Here is a 14,565-nt window from a genome sequence, read left to right on the forward strand (position 1 = left end):
CAATAACAATCAGAACGGAATATTAGCTATAATAAGAAACGCTTTGTTGTGCTAATACCAGCCCGACCCCTTCCATGCTCTTAATCTGTTTGAATATCATTTTTGATTGCCTGCATAAACACAAATTTTTTTATCTATTCTATTATTAACACAAAATTAACAACAAGAACGCATTTATCAGCACGGATAATATGAAGTTCATCATTTTTATTTATCTTATTTTTTATCGAGTTTTAAGTGTCAAAGATAAACAACGCTTTTCAACTCAATTTTAGTAAACAGCTTATCATTACAGTATTACTTTATAATTAATTAACCGGCTACTAGATTGTATTAACACAAAAATTACATTATTGAGTGATTGCGTTATCGGTTTAAAAAATTAATAAATACGATAGTTAACACCCACAAAAAGAGAGTGAAAAATGAACAACTTTGAAAAGCATGATTTAACTAATTTGGTTGGCAAACACCTCGTATATACTTATGAAAACGGTTGGCAGCATGAAATTTACATAAAAAACGACAACACCGTGGATTATCGGGTCTGTAGTGGTTCCGCCAGTAACCGATGTGTAAAAGATCAATCTGCCTATATTGTACAGATCGGACTGAACATATATAAAGCATCCTGGACGGAACCAACCGGCACAAGTATTAGTGTAATTTTAAATCTTCGGATCCAATTGTTGCACTGTACCGCTTTCTTTCCGCGCTGGGTTATGGATGAACCAGAAAAAACCGCCTGTTTTCAAAATGACCATCTAGATGAAATGGAAGCCTATCGTGAAGCTGGTCCAACCTACCCGATCGAAATAATGGATGAATTTGCCACCATTACTGCTGTTCATAGTTGTGATTTAAATGATGACAGCGTAATTTCCTGTGCCACTAGTAAACAAGCAAAATAACGCTACTAAAAGCTTCGATAGGCCATCTACCGACTGATAAGGCAGAATAGAATATTGATAGTTAAGTTCATCAGTATGACAACTATTTTGTAAACCAAAGGCTATCGCAAAAATTTGACGCCACGGATGGTGATGAAAAATTTAATAAATTAAAACTACTAAATCAATTAATAGCTGATATTAAAACAGCAATGCACAGTAACGTGTAACGTGCCGATTTTTTGGCTCATAGCGCTCATGCTGCAAGAATGTTAATTATTTGTTATTTTTTTCTCAATCAGTTCTATACTATTAGTTCATTAATTATTAAGGAAGAAAATGTCAGCTTTTGCTTCTTATACCACCTTCCTCCTTACACAGATCGTGAAAATGGTGAAAACAGTTGCAAATAGTTATTTAAGGGTAATTTACATGCTTAACATACCCAGCTCTTTATCAGTAAAGGGTAAATGTAAAATACTTTGATTGGTGACTTAAATTACAACTGTTTTTGAGCGGCAATAGTATTTATTAGTAAATAAAACAATCGTGTTTGTTAGCGTTTACTTTCTAAAAATTATATAAAAATCAATGCACTGGGTTAATTAACCCAATAAATATTTTAACATAAATAAAATTTACGAGAGCTATCAATTATGTTTGATAATCTTTTTTACCCCGATAATGAAAAAAGAGCGGTAAGACTGACAGAACTTGTCGCCGACAATTCCACGGCAGTCGGTAATATTTCACAACAACATACCAAATACGAAATAGCAATAAATAACGCAAATGAAGCGATACGCAAAGCATACAAGGTTGTTGGAACACCAGTAAAATTTCATGATATCGATTTTGTTGCAGAGTCAAAAACACATAAAATTTTAATTAGTGTTGCTGACGTCATTACGCCGATGCTTACCTATGGCATCGCTAACAAAGCCTTATCTCTGGCAGCTAAATCATATCTTCTGCAACAAGGTCGCATTGGTGAAGCTGCCTTTATTAAATTAGTAGGTCTACCAAAGTGGTTTAGAGTGGGCACTGTATTCGGTGGGATCGCAGCGGCGGTTCTAGTTCAAGGCATTATTGATTCAGTCACTGGGGCAGTGCAACGGAAAAATTTGCAAGACAAAATTAAAGAGTCGGTTGACCCCAGGTTCAAATTAAAAAAAGCTGAACTGACGAATGAAATTGTTATCAGTAAACTGAATGTTGTCACCACGTCAGTTTCAGTCGTCTTAGACGCCTTAGGGCCTGATGTATCTAAAGAGCAGATAGACAAAATCATTGACAATTCAATAAAACGAAACCAGGTTGAACTCGATAATATCGATTCTTTGACCAATACCACCCTGGCTGCTCTTGACAAATCCAGAGGTTCTTGGACCGACGAGGATTAATGGTTGCTTAATCAGTATTGAATAGATCTTATCGAATAACAAATCTAGTCACGCCATTTTATCGACTGAGACAAATGCTCAGTTGCTTATAACACTTATTGCCTTAACAAAAACCAAAAGGTGATCACAATGTAATTTTGCTAAGGCTTAAGCTGCTATTGCCAACATAATGGCAATCATTGGCGTTTTGAAATTAAAACTAATTAATTGAATGAGGCGAAAATGAGCTTTTGGAGTGATTTTGCTGATGGCTTTACCAGTGTCTATACAAAATATCTTCCCGGGTTATTTACTGGCGATACCTATTTCCCAGATAACCCGGTTAGAGAAGCCAGAGCGCATGAAATAGCAGTAGATTGCCAAACCTATGCCAGTAAAAATGCGCTATCGATTAAGGCGATCGAAGACAATGTTATCGAGTTGAATAATTATCTTAAGGGAATGTACGAGAAAGAAATAAATGATGAAAAAATTAAATTTGAGAAATTCTCCTTTAATACATTAAATTTTGAAATACCAACTATGATCGCCCCTATTATTACCGCGAACATTGTATCAGAGTCAATAACTGTCGGTGCAACAAGTTACTTAGTCTCTACAGGAGAAATCGGCGCAGCAGCACTTGTTGAGTTAGTTGGTTTACCTGCCTCCTTCGAAATCGCTTCTATGGCAGCATCTGGAGGAGCTACTATCGGGGTTGTTCTTGCTATTGGTTCGGTGGTTGGAAAGATTAAACGAGATAAACTGCAGAAAGCGATTCACGACGGCTATCAATCTCGCTACAAACTAGCAAAAGCAGCCAATATTAATCACTCAATTTCTCAATCTATAAAAGTGATCAATGCCAGTATTACAGAGCTAAAGGGAGTCGATGTGCCTTTAGCTGCAATAGAAGAACACATTTCTGGATTAATAGAAAAACAACTAAACACCATAAATGAAAATAGTCAATCATCAACAATGATTGAACTACAAAATTTGGATGTAAATCGAGGCTCTTGGACTGATGAGGACGGATCTGTTTAAATAATCTTTTCGTCTAATGGCCTTAAGAAAAATTAAGTTGGTATCAGCTCAGAATAAATTACGTTCGTAATGACAAAATCACAATTCTTATTTGTTAAAAAATTGTGAAATAAATCATAAAATAGAACGGGTCTTGCTACTGGATTTCTAATCATAAACTACAGTTAATCCATTTAAATATTGGATTTAATGCCAAAAAATCCAACGGTGTTAATGTTAACTTAATGTTAAAAAAGGAGATCCATAATGGTGCTAAGATTAAAAATAAACGGTACTAATAATGATGACATATTAAGCGGTTATCAAGGAAATGATGTCATCTCAGGTGGGGCAGGCAATGATATAATATCTGGTAATAACGGAGATGATATCATATCAGGTAATGCCGGAGACGATACCATATTAGGTGATGCTGGAGATGATGACTTAACAGGTAATGCGGGCAATGACACTATAATAGGCGATGCTGGAGATGATACCATAACAGGTAATGCCGGGAATGATACCCTCATAGGTGATGCTGGAGATGATATTCTCTCAGGTAATGCAGGAGATGATACCATATTAGGTGATGCCGGAGATGATAATCTAGTAGGTGATTCAGGAAATGATACCATAGCAGGCGGCTCTGGAAACGATACTATATTAGGTGGTCCTGGAAACGATATAATATCAGGTGGCTCCGGTTATGATGTGATATCAGGTAATGCTGGAAATGATATAATATTAGGCGGTTCTGAAGCCGATAAAATGTATGGTAATGCTGGAAATGATATCATGTCAGGAGACTCTGGAAACGATGAAATATCAGGCGGTTTCGGAAATGATACCCTATTAGGCGGTTCTGGAGACGATATAATATGTGGTGATGCAGGCAATGATAGAATATCAGGTGGCTTAGGACGCGATACACTAGCTGGCGATATTAATGTTCATCCATTAAAAGGAGATAGAGGAAATGATACTTTTCACTTTTTATCAGTCAATGATTCTCTATCCGCATCACCAGATAAAATAACTGATTTTGAAACAGGTATCGATAAAATAGATATCTCTTCTTTAAAGAAAATTAATAATTATGACATTATGATTCACCAAGTAGATAAATTTACCAAGCAAAAAAATGAAATGATAATTAATTATGACAAACAAGAAAATCTAACCAAATTAATGCTTGATCATGATGGCGACGGACAAGCAGAATTTCAAATCGACATCATCGGCACCGTTGATTCGGCAAAGGATATTATCATTTAACCTGCAAAAAACTAATTTTAGCCAGCAGCCCACCAACTTATTACTGGTTGAGCGGGTTGCTTTACTTAGCACTGCATCTTGTTACTATATATTAATTGGTTAGCAAAATCTTCTTGTCTAAAGCACACTCTCTTATCACCAAGCGCCTTAATTAGCTTGATATGGCGGTCTGTTACTTTTAATTCCTAGGGTAGAAATCCTAGCAACTCTTCTGGCAGCTAAACTATCAACAACTTCCTTACCTTTTAGCGCCAGCTGTACTGAATCTAGCAGCGAGGCATAAATTGTTCACGTGTTTGCGCCCATTGGGTATTTAATATAGAGATTATTACCGGCAGAAATGCGACAAACTACTAGTCAGAAAGCTAATATGTAAGCCGTTTTTTCCGGTTAAACAAATTACATTAGCACTGGAGCGATTGCACCAAACCAGCGCTGTTTTCATTTGATCTGAAAATTAAATTTTATATTTTTGCCGACACGAATAGTGATGCAGCGCCATTTGTTCTGACAACATATACTTTAACATTATTACTTATCCGGCGTTATTAATTGCACCGCGATGTTAGCGCTATTGCTTTAGTTAATCACTTGTTTGGCTTTTAGGACCAAATTACCGGTATGCGTTGAGATAGCCGCCGCGTTACTTTCAATCTTTTCACTTGGCTCACCTTGGGCATTTTTTTGCAGCCAAAGATTGTTATAGGCTTCAATTTTAGCACTTTCACCTTGATTGCGGATGATATTACTGAATAGACGCATATTTTGTTGAGCCGTAATTTTACCTTGATTAATCAAGCTATCGCTCTCAACTAGTAGATCTTGCTTAGACAAAATTTCACTGGTTGCAGGAATTATAACGGCTGGCGCTTTGGCAGTTAAAAGCCCTTTAGTGGTAATATGACCCAGCGTCAGTTTGCCTTTAGCAGAAACAAATAAATCTCTTTCACTGGTTTTAATATTGTCCAGCTTAACCTCACCGTCTGATTCGGTAGCAATTATTTTAACTCGATTAGCATAGATCCCACCCGGTTCTGTAATATTAACAGCAAATTGGGGTTTTAGGTCCGGACTCGTTATTTGAGAAACCGTTCCAGTCTGGTAATTAATCGCATTAGTACCTGGCAATAAGCTAATAGTTTTGCCTAGAATACTGGCATTGATAGTAACAGTACGGCTGATCAGCTCAGCATAATCTTGACTACCACTATAGAGTCCTTTATTAAGGATGCTAATATCACCTTTTTTCACCCTAAGATGGGCAAATTCGCCTCGTTGATTCAGTGCCGGCTGGCCCGTTGTTAAGGTCAATCCACCAATATTGCTGAAATGACAACCATCACAGCTGATGCCATTAGGATTGGCAATAATCACATCCGCTTTCCTACCTGCGATTTCTAATTTGCCATTAAGCTGTGAAGAGGATGACCCGGTTACCACATTAATGATCAACCTTGCCGCTCGTTCAGCCAGCTGGTCATTTTTAGCCAGTTGGCCGACTAGTTGACTATTGGCAGGTCGGATCGCATTATTCAAGACTGCACCTTGCGGCGGTATATTGAATTGCTGATAGCGATTATAAGAAATACCCGCCTGATTAGGTGCCGCTATATTGATGATAGGAATTTGATTTTCAACCGTTAGCTGAGTTTTGTCATTCGCCGGTTGGATAGCGGAACCAAAAACCGGCAGCAGAAGATAACAGGCAATAAGATAAACTATTTTGGTGCTATAACGAATAATTTTATTTTTCATTGCATTACCTATATTCTATTTTTACATAAATATGAGGGTGAAAATTAACGTCTCAAAATAGATAAGAAAAATTTAATAGGCAATATATAATAATCAAAAATTTAATTAGTTATTCCAATAATGATCATTATTTTTATTTATAATTCAATATGTTAAATTTAATTAATGCTATTTTGTTTTTATTCCTAGAATTAAATATGATTTCTATAATTTTATGTTTAATAAATAAAAGCCAGTGATTAAATCATCACTGGCTTTAATAAAATCATTGATGGTAATTAAACTCAGTTAACGATTCACTGCGGCAAAAGCCTGAGCAATACGCTGAACATTATCTTGATTAACACCCGCCATGCAAATACGCCCTGTGCTAACTAAATATATCGCGAACTCTTCACGTAAACGCGCAACCTGTTCTGGGCTAAAGCCGGTGTAACTAAACATCCCATGCTGCTTAAGTAGGTGATCAAAATTTTTCTCAGGTAACACATTTTTCAAATTGCTAACTAGCATTGTACGCATGGCAAAGATGCGCTGGCGCATCGATTCTACCTCACTTAACCATTCAGTGCGTAATGTATCATTGGTTAGCACATGTTCAACAATTTTAGCACCATTTGAAGGTGGGCTCGAATAGAGACGACGTACACCCGCCTTTAGTTGGCCAAATACCCGTTCACACTCTTGTTGATTTTGACAAACAATGGATAGACCGCCAACCCGATCACCATATAAACCAAAAATTTTGGAAAATGAATTACTGACAAATACTGGTAATCCAGCCTGAGCCATAGTGCGAATAGCATAAACGTCCTCATCCATACTTTTAGCAAATCCTTGATAAGCCATATCAAGAAAAGGAATAAGACCGCGCGCTTTTGCCACTTCGGTTATTTGATCCCACTGTTGCGGCGTTAAATCCGAGCCAGTCGGATTATGACAACATGGATGCATTAAGATGATACTTTTTGCTGGCAGCTGTTTGAATGTCGCCAGCATTTCAGCAAATTTTACCCCTTTGGTCTTGGCATCAAAATAGGGGTAATAATGGACGTTAATACCAGATCCCATAAAGATAGAAGCATGATTTTCCCATGTCGGATCACTACACCATACCTCTGAATCAGGAAAATAACGATGTAAAAAATCGGCTCCCAGCTTTAAAGCTCCTGAGCCACCAATAGTCTGTACTGTTGCAATTCGTTGCTCATTTATTAGTGGATTATCTGCCCCAAAAAGTAGCTTTTGAATCGCTAACCGATAGTTATGTAATCCTTCCATCGGCAAATAGAGAGAGGCTATAGCAGGTACTTGATTAAGCTCTGTCTTGGCTTTACCAACAGTTCCAAGTTGGGGAGTATACCCTTTGCCGTCATAATAAAGACCAATGCTAAGGTTAATTTTATTTTCACGGGGATCTTTATTAAATTCATCCATCAATGATAGGATAGGATCGCCTGCAAAGGCATCAACATTCTGAAACACTTAAAATTCTCCCCACTATCAGCGCAGCCATTTTTTTATTAAATCACCTACCACAAATTTATTCGTCCAGGTATTCCATTGCTACCCGCGAGGTCAGCTTGGTCAGTAACTCATAATCACTGACGCCAGTATATGCCGCTACTTCTTCAACAGGCAATAGATCTCCCCATATAATTGCTTCATCGCCGACCTTATCACTGCTTCCAATCCCTAAATCTACTGAGATCATATCCATAGAGACTCTACCAACTATCGGCACTTTGCGCCCATTTATTAGTACTGGTGTGCCTGATGGCGCATTACGCGGATAACCATCACCATAACCAATCGCCACTACACCAAGATTGGTATCCTGCTCACTAACCCAAACTCCACCATAACCAACCGGCTCTCCAGCTTTATGTTGACGAATAGCAATTAAATTAGATTTGAGTGTCATCACTGGTAGAAGACCAAAATCTTTGCCTTGTTTACCTTCTTGTGGTGAAGCACCATACATCATAATGCCAGGGCGCACCCAATCAAAATAGGATGCTTGCCACAATAAAATACCGGCCGATGCCGCGATCGATTTTTCACCGGGTTTATCTTTTATAAAAGCATTAAAACAAGCCAATTGCTGATTGGTAGCAGCCGGTAGCCCTGGTTCATCTGCACGGCTAAAATGACTCATGATATTAATCGGCTTTTGGATATTTTGGCATGCCATCAAGCGAGCATAAAATATTGCCGCCTCTTCAGGTCTAAACCCCAAACGGTGCATACCGGTATCAAGTTTCATCCAAACTTTTATCGGTTTTTCTAATTTAATCTGTTCTAAAGTTTCAAGTTGTTCAATACTCTGTACAACAATATCAATTCCATGCTTAGTGATAATAGGTAATTCAGCTAGATCAAAAAAACCTTCTAATAATAAAATGGGGTTACTAATCCCATTTTCACGTAATGCTATTGCTTCGCTAATACGAGCAACCCCAAAACTATCAGCTAAATCTTTAACTGTGTGCGCTGTTTCTAATAAACCATGCCCATAAGCATTGGCTTTAACGACAGCAATTATGCGGCTATGAACCGCAATTTCCCGGACTCGTTGTAAATTGTGACGCAGAGCGCGGCGGTGAATGACAGCGGTTGCCGCTTTCATTTTACTCTCCGTATTAAATTAAATAGATAGATTATTCGTCGTGGTAGATTGGCCCGGCATAGTTATCAAAACGAGACCATTGTCCATTGAAAGTCAGACGTATGGTTCCAATTGGGCCATTACGCTGCTTACCGATAATAATTTCTGCTACCCCTTTAAGATCTGAATTATCGTTATAAACCTCATCTCGATAAATAAACATAATTAAATCCGCATCCTGTTCAATGGAGCCAGATTCCCGCAGATCTGAATTGACCGGTTTTTTATCCGCTCGTTGTTCCAGGCTACGGTTAAGTTGTGATAATGCAATCACTGGCACTTGTAACTCTTTCGCCAATGATTTAAGAGAACGGGAAATTTCGGCAATCTCAAGTGTACGATTATCGGACAAGGAAGGAACGCGCATAAGTTGGAGATAATCGATCATAATTAAACTTAAACCACCATGTTCACGGTAAACACGGCGAGCACGTGAACGAACTTCAGTCGGGGTTAATCCGGCAGAGTCATCAATGTACATATTACGCTTTTCCATCAACAATCCCATAGTACTGGAAATACGAGCCCAATCTTCGTCATCAAGTTGGCCAGTACGAATACGCGTCTGATCAACGCGCGACAGCGAAGCTAACATACGCATCATGATTTGATTAGCCGGCATTTCCAAACTAAAAATTAAGACAGGTTTTTCTTCCGTCATTGCGGCATGTTCACATAAATTCATCGCAAAAGTCGTTTTACCCATTGAAGGGCGAGCAGCCACAATAATCAGATCAGAGTTTTGTAATCCTGCGGTTTTTCTATCCAGATCCTGGTAGCCGGTAGATACGCCTGTCACACCATCATGAGGTTTCTGATAGAGTTGTTCAATTTTTTCCACCGTTTCTGATAGAATCTCTTCAATCCCTTTCGGACCGTCATCTTTATTGGCTCGTGTTTCTGCAATTTGGAAAACACGTGATTCAGCTAAATCCAGTAACTCTTCACTAGTTCGACCTTGAGGATCATAACCGGCATCGGCGATCTCATTTGCCACCGCAATCATATCACGGACAACAGCACGCTCGCGCACTATATCGGCATAAGCGTTAATATTGGCTGCACTTGGGGTATTTTTAGCTAATTCCGCTAAATAAGCAAAGCCACCGACACTATCCAATTCCCCTTGCTGCTCTAGCGATTCAGATAAAGTAATTAGATCAATTGGTCTACTCTGCTCAAGCAGGCGTTGCATTTCAGTAAAAATGGTCCGGTGTGGTCGACTAAAAAAATCTGCGTAGGTTACACGTTCTGAGACATGATCCCAACGCTCATTATCCAACATTAATCCACCAAGTACAGATTGCTCAGCTTCTAAGGAGTGAGGAGGCATTTTTAGCCCCTCTATTTGACGATCTTTCTGACCAATAAATACGGTTTCTGCGGAATACTTCTTCGCCATAGCACTTTCTTTACCCATTAATCAATAGAGTCGCTCATCAGTATATGCTATTTACTGCTATTTCGTGACAATTTGATCATTTAATGTGAGATTGAACCTTAAGGATTCTTCACTGTTATCTTTTACAGAAAATCTGAAAATGTTGCAATGTTCCTCAATCAAACATAGCAAAATATTGGCAATAAATCTGAACTTTCTGAAAAATATTGCAATCATTGCTAATGATCGATTAGTTAAACATAACCATTAACAAACGGTACTTTCAGATTGTTTATTTGCGAACGATTATATAGTTTATTAATTTTTTAATAAGGAAATCTTTTTAATTAAACGGAGTTTTATTGTTATGAATAGCTATCCAGAGATCAATACATTTATTAATCATGTTTATAGTAAAAATCGCTTTTCTAGTGATGAATTTCAAACTATTTGTCATTATGCCAAGCAAAAATTTGACACCCTTCTGGAACAATATGGTAACAATGATGCATTAGCTGATTTTCAGCAATTAATTAATCTGGCTGTACAAATGATGGAAAATAGTTTGCAAAAAATTGGCCAAAATGGGGAAATAGAATGCGAACAAAAAAATAAAATAAAGGCCGCTTTCATTAGTCAAATACTCTATATGTTCGCTAATTTTGATCGCGCTTTCAGTTCCCTTTAATTAAAGCTTTCCCAGGTCTGGCTTAAAAATAAAATGACCTGGGTTAGTCAATTAGTTACCAGTAATAAACTCAAGTGCCTGCTTAACCACAGTCACATCGGCTCCTTTTTTATGGGCATTTTCACTCAAATGACGGCGCCACTGGCGGGCACCAGGAATAGCTTGAAATATGCCCAACATATGACGAGTAATATGACCTAAATAAGTTCCCTGTTTCAATTCGCGTTCGATATAAGGATACATGGCTTGTACTGCGACAATCGGATCAATAACTAGGTTACTTTGGTCAAAAAATTCAACATCAACCTGCGTTAATAATGCCGGATTTTGATAAGCTTCTCGTCCTATCATAACACCATCAAGGTGGTGTAAATGTTGTTTAGCCTCATCAATGTTTTTAATACCACCATTAATCACAATGGTTAACTGAGGAAAATCTTTTTTTAATTGATAGACACGTAAATAGTCTAACGGCGGTATTTCCCGATTTTGTTTCGGACTTAGACCTGATAACCAAGCTTTGCGCGCGTGAATGATAAATAAACGACATTGACTATCTGTCACAATTTTATCAATAAAATCGGTTAAAAAAGCATAACTATCATCATCATCAACACCAATGCGGGTTTTTACTGTTATCGGAATCGTCGCAGCATCCTGCATTGCTTTTATACAATCCGCTACTAACCCGCCTTCACGCATCAAACAAGCACCAAAACGGCCATTTTGAACACGATCCGAAGGACAACCTATATTTAAATTGACCTCATCATAACCATTTTGCTGAGCCATTTTTGCACATTTGGCCAAGGCCGTAGGCTCGTTACCACCCAGCTGCAAAGCAACTGGATGTTCTTCTTCACTATAAGCCAGATAATCACCTTTACCATAAATAAGCGCGCCCGTTGTCACCATTTCGGTATAAAGTAACGCTTCTTTAGTCAATAAACGGTGGAAATAGCGGCAATGGCGATCTGTCCAGTCAAGCATCGGTGCCACACTAAAACGGTGATGGTTAGAATAGCCTGTTGAGGCCGTGAATTCGTTGCCTGGCGTTAATTTTTGGTTAGTTGTGTTATCGTGCATTTTTCGCTGTTTTGGTGTATTTTTACTTTATCAGGACACCGCATAGGACACCTGATTTTTAGTGTCCCCATATACTGTCACGGTGGAGTTATTAAATAATGGCTTATTATACTATAGATAAAAGAACAAAAGCAGATGGAACATTAAGATATCGTTGCATGGTATCTATAAAAGAAAAAGGGGTCAGAATTTATAATGAAAGTAGAACTTTCACCAAGCAGGCGCATGCAAAAACTTGGGGAATAAAAAGAGTCCTCGAATTAGAACAAAATGGTGCCCCAGATCCAAATAATATAAAAATTTTAACTCTTGGTGAACTTATTTTTAAATACATCAATGACAAAAATCTTGGTGGGCTGGCAGGACGTACTAAAAGATATGTACTCAATATGCTTTTAGATTCAGACATAGCAAAATTATCCCTTGATGAGCTATCAACTAACCATATTATTGATCACTGTCGACACAGAAATGCTACTGGCGCCTCTCCTTCAACAGTTAGTCATGATGTCAGCTATTTGGCATCTGTTATCAAGTCAGCAAAGCCCATCTATGGGATAGACTACACATCAAATCCTGCTCATGAGGCAAGACCATTACTGTTGCAAATGGGACTGATAGGAAAATCGAAACGACGCAGTAGACGCCCGATTGAAGATGAATTAAACAAATTAAGAGATGGGTTACAAAAGAGATGTGAACATAGAGAAAGCAAAATACCTTTTATTGATATAATGGATTTTTCAATATTAACCTGCATGCGGATCGGAGAAATTTGTAAAATTCTGTGGGAAGATATTGATGAAGAAAACCGTTCTGTTATCGTTCGTGATAGAAAAGATCCACGTAAAAAATCAGGAAATCACATGGCTGTCCCATTGCTTGGCCAAGCATGGAATATTTTACAACAACAACCAAGAATAGCCGAGCGCATCTTTCCTTACAATTCACGCTCTGTAACCGCAGGCTTTCAACGTGTCAGAAATGAGTTAGGTATTGAAGATCTTCGTTACCATGATTTAAGAAGAGAAGGAGCAAGCCGACTATTTGAGGCCGGCTTTAGTATTGAAGAAGTTGCTCAAGTGACAGGACACCGTTCATTAAATATCTTATGGCAGGTTTATACCGAGCTCTATCCGAAGTCATTACATGAAAAATTTGCAAGCCTCTCAAAGAAATAAGTCACCGTCATGGGGTGTCGGGGGTCGGAGGTTCAAATCCTCTCATGCCGACCAGTTTTTACTAAGAAAACCAATCAGTTATGATTGATTTTTTTGTGCCTGAAATTTATCAGTGGTAAAACTGGGGTAAAATTGTGGTAAAATGACCGCTAACTATTCGTGGTTTCCTGCTCGTTCATTAGTCGATCGTACCTAAGACTTCATATAAATCAATTTTGAAAACTTATCATCAAGTAAAATCAGTCAGTAGACTTGTTTTTGCCTGCTCCTATTTTTAATTAATATGATTTAAAAATAGTTATCTACTCGATTTAATAACTTTTTCTCACTAGGAACTACTTATGGTTAACTTGTACTATTTTACATCAGCAGAATATGCAAAAAGTAATATAGAAAATAACAGAATAAGAATATCTCGCTTTTTAGAGCTAAATGACCCATTCGAATTACTAGGTGTCAATCTTGGAAATAAGGAAACCAGAAAAAAATTCCGAGACCTGAAGAAGCAACTTAATGAAAAAGAAGGGCTAATTTGCCTAAGTAGGAATTGGCGCAACCCACTAATGTGGGGACACTATGCCAATCAACATAAAGGAATAGTTCTTGGTTTTGAGGTTAAGAAGACTTTATGTAAAAAAGTTGAATATAAAAGTAAGTTGATAGATCCTCCCAAAAATCCCTCTACTAATTCTTTAAACGATTTTATGGATCAACTTAAAGTGATAAAATTCGAAGATTGGAAATATGAAAATGAGGTAAGGGTTATTCAAAAACTATTTGAAAATGTATGTATAAAGGACGGAAAACATTATTTTAGAAAATTTAATGATGATTTTATACTTAAAGAAGTAATTTTTGGCCAAAATTGTACTAAAAAAAACAAAGACAAAATACATGATATTTTAAATGAGCGAAATTCAACAGTTAAAATTATACCATCTCGTATCGCATTTACTCGCTTTGAGGTTTTGACTAATCAAGCTGCAACTAATGCGGATAAAAAGTTGGAAGATGACTTAAAGAATATTAGCGACTGTCTACCTCTGAACTATATTTTAGTAAAAAGCTTATTAGTAAAACCTCGTGGATAAAAAATTAATAATTATACAGTTAAATAACCCGTATAAACGGGTTTTCTACTCTTTCATTGGTTAATTGCACCAAGGACTTCATATAAGTCAACTTTAAAATTTATAATTAAATAAAATAGCGTTTAAATTAATACCACTT

General features: G+C 37.4%; 12 protein-coding genes. 7 read left to right on the plus strand and 5 right to left on the minus strand.

Annotation, left to right across the window (positions count from 1 at the left end; all coding sequences use genetic code 11):
- Positions 1 to 425 precede the first annotated feature (425 nt).
- The 4 genes from QE177_RS11920 (at position 426) to QE177_RS11935 (ending at position 4,576) form a co-directional block, all read left to right on the plus strand.
- Positions 426 to 911 carry a phenolic acid decarboxylase gene (locus QE177_RS11920; RefSeq protein WP_280549907.1) on the plus strand — a complete coding sequence of 162 codons (486 nt, stop codon included), beginning with the start codon at positions 426 to 428 and terminating at the stop codon, positions 909 to 911.
- 635 nt (positions 912 to 1,546) lie between these two features.
- A complete protein-coding gene (locus QE177_RS11925) occupies positions 1,547 to 2,293 on the plus strand; it encodes a hypothetical protein (protein WP_280549909.1) in 747 nt (248 codons plus the stop codon).
- Positions 2,294 to 2,515: 222 nt separating this feature from the next.
- A complete protein-coding gene (locus tag QE177_RS11930) occupies positions 2,516 to 3,319 on the plus strand; it encodes a hypothetical protein (protein WP_280549910.1) in 804 nt (267 codons plus the stop codon).
- 246 nt (positions 3,320 to 3,565) lie between these two features.
- Positions 3,566 to 4,576 carry a calcium-binding protein gene (locus QE177_RS11935; protein ID WP_280549912.1) on the plus strand — a complete coding sequence of 337 codons (1,011 nt, stop codon included), beginning with the start codon at positions 3,566 to 3,568 and terminating at the stop codon, positions 4,574 to 4,576.
- A 579-nt stretch (positions 4,577 to 5,155) separates the two neighbouring features.
- Here the strand turns inward: QE177_RS11935 and QE177_RS11940 are convergent.
- From QE177_RS11940 to dnaB, 4 genes are all read right to left on the minus strand, one after another.
- Positions 5,156 to 6,331, minus strand: coding sequence for a filamentous hemagglutinin N-terminal domain-containing protein (locus QE177_RS11940; RefSeq protein WP_280549914.1), 1,176 nt, complete (start codon positions 6,329 to 6,331; stop codon positions 5,156 to 5,158).
- A gap of 288 nt (positions 6,332 to 6,619) precedes the next feature.
- Positions 6,620 to 7,816, minus strand: a complete 1,197-nt coding sequence (locus tag QE177_RS11945) for an amino acid aminotransferase (protein WP_280549917.1) — start codon at positions 7,814 to 7,816, stop codon at positions 6,620 to 6,622.
- Between the two features lie 58 nt (positions 7,817 to 7,874).
- Complete coding sequence (gene alr, locus QE177_RS11950) at positions 7,875 to 8,960, minus strand: alanine racemase (RefSeq protein ID WP_280549919.1); 1,086 nt, start codon at positions 8,958 to 8,960, stop codon at positions 7,875 to 7,877.
- A gap of 31 nt (positions 8,961 to 8,991) precedes the next feature.
- Complete coding sequence (dnaB, locus tag QE177_RS11955) at positions 8,992 to 10,401, minus strand: replicative DNA helicase (RefSeq protein ID WP_280549921.1); 1,410 nt, start codon at positions 10,399 to 10,401, stop codon at positions 8,992 to 8,994.
- Between the two features lie 346 nt (positions 10,402 to 10,747).
- Between dnaB and QE177_RS11960 the strand changes: the two genes are divergently transcribed.
- Positions 10,748 to 11,068, plus strand: coding sequence for a hypothetical protein (locus QE177_RS11960; RefSeq protein ID WP_280549923.1), 321 nt, complete (start codon positions 10,748 to 10,750; stop codon positions 11,066 to 11,068).
- A gap of 51 nt (positions 11,069 to 11,119) precedes the next feature.
- On the opposite strand, the gene dusA is transcribed toward QE177_RS11960, so the two are convergent.
- A complete protein-coding gene (gene dusA / locus QE177_RS11965; RefSeq protein ID WP_280549925.1) occupies positions 11,120 to 12,154 on the minus strand; it encodes a tRNA dihydrouridine(20/20a) synthase DusA in 1,035 nt (344 codons plus the stop codon).
- Between the two features lie 98 nt (positions 12,155 to 12,252).
- Between dusA and QE177_RS11970 the strand changes: the two genes are divergently transcribed.
- Complete coding sequence (locus tag QE177_RS11970) at positions 12,253 to 13,335, plus strand: site-specific integrase (protein WP_280549928.1); 1,083 nt, start codon at positions 12,253 to 12,255, stop codon at positions 13,333 to 13,335.
- 341 nt (positions 13,336 to 13,676) lie between these two features.
- A complete protein-coding gene (locus QE177_RS11975) occupies positions 13,677 to 14,426 on the plus strand; it encodes a DUF2971 domain-containing protein (protein ID WP_280549930.1) in 750 nt (249 codons plus the stop codon).
- Positions 14,427 to 14,565: the final 139 nt, after the last annotated feature.

Origin of the sequence: Arsenophonus sp. aPb (assembly GCF_029873475.1) — a bacterium.
GTDB lineage: Bacteria > Pseudomonadota > Gammaproteobacteria > Enterobacterales > Enterobacteriaceae > Arsenophonus.

What these genes read in the sequence shown, in the direction of transcription:
- QE177_RS11920 (WP_280549907.1), top strand. Translation starts at nt 426, where the DNA reads ATGAACAACTTTGAAAAGCATGATTTAACTAATTTGGTTGGCAAACAC.
- QE177_RS11925 (WP_280549909.1), top strand. Translation starts at nt 1,547, where the DNA reads ATGTTTGATAATCTTTTTTACCCCGATAATGAAAAAAGAGCGGTAAGA.
- QE177_RS11930 (WP_280549910.1), top strand. Translation starts at nt 2,516, where the DNA reads ATGAGCTTTTGGAGTGATTTTGCTGATGGCTTTACCAGTGTCTATACA.
- QE177_RS11935 (WP_280549912.1), top strand. Translation starts at nt 3,566, where the DNA reads ATGGTGCTAAGATTAAAAATAAACGGTACTAATAATGATGACATATTA.
- QE177_RS11940 (WP_280549914.1), bottom strand. Translation starts at nt 6,331, where the DNA reads ATGAAAAATAAAATTATTCGTTATAGCACCAAAATAGTTTATCTTATT.
- alr (WP_280549919.1), bottom strand. Translation starts at nt 8,960, where the DNA reads ATGAAAGCGGCAACCGCTGTCATTCACCGCCGCGCTCTGCGTCACAAT.
- dnaB (WP_280549921.1), bottom strand. Translation starts at nt 10,401, where the DNA reads ATGGCGAAGAAGTATTCCGCAGAAACCGTATTTATTGGTCAGAAAGAT.
- QE177_RS11960 (WP_280549923.1), top strand. Translation starts at nt 10,748, where the DNA reads ATGAATAGCTATCCAGAGATCAATACATTTATTAATCATGTTTATAGT.
- dusA (WP_280549925.1), bottom strand. Translation starts at nt 12,154, where the DNA reads ATGCACGATAACACAACTAACCAAAAATTAACGCCAGGCAACGAATTC.
- QE177_RS11970 (WP_280549928.1), top strand. Translation starts at nt 12,253, where the DNA reads ATGGCTTATTATACTATAGATAAAAGAACAAAAGCAGATGGAACATTA.
- QE177_RS11975 (WP_280549930.1), top strand. Translation starts at nt 13,677, where the DNA reads ATGGTTAACTTGTACTATTTTACATCAGCAGAATATGCAAAAAGTAAT.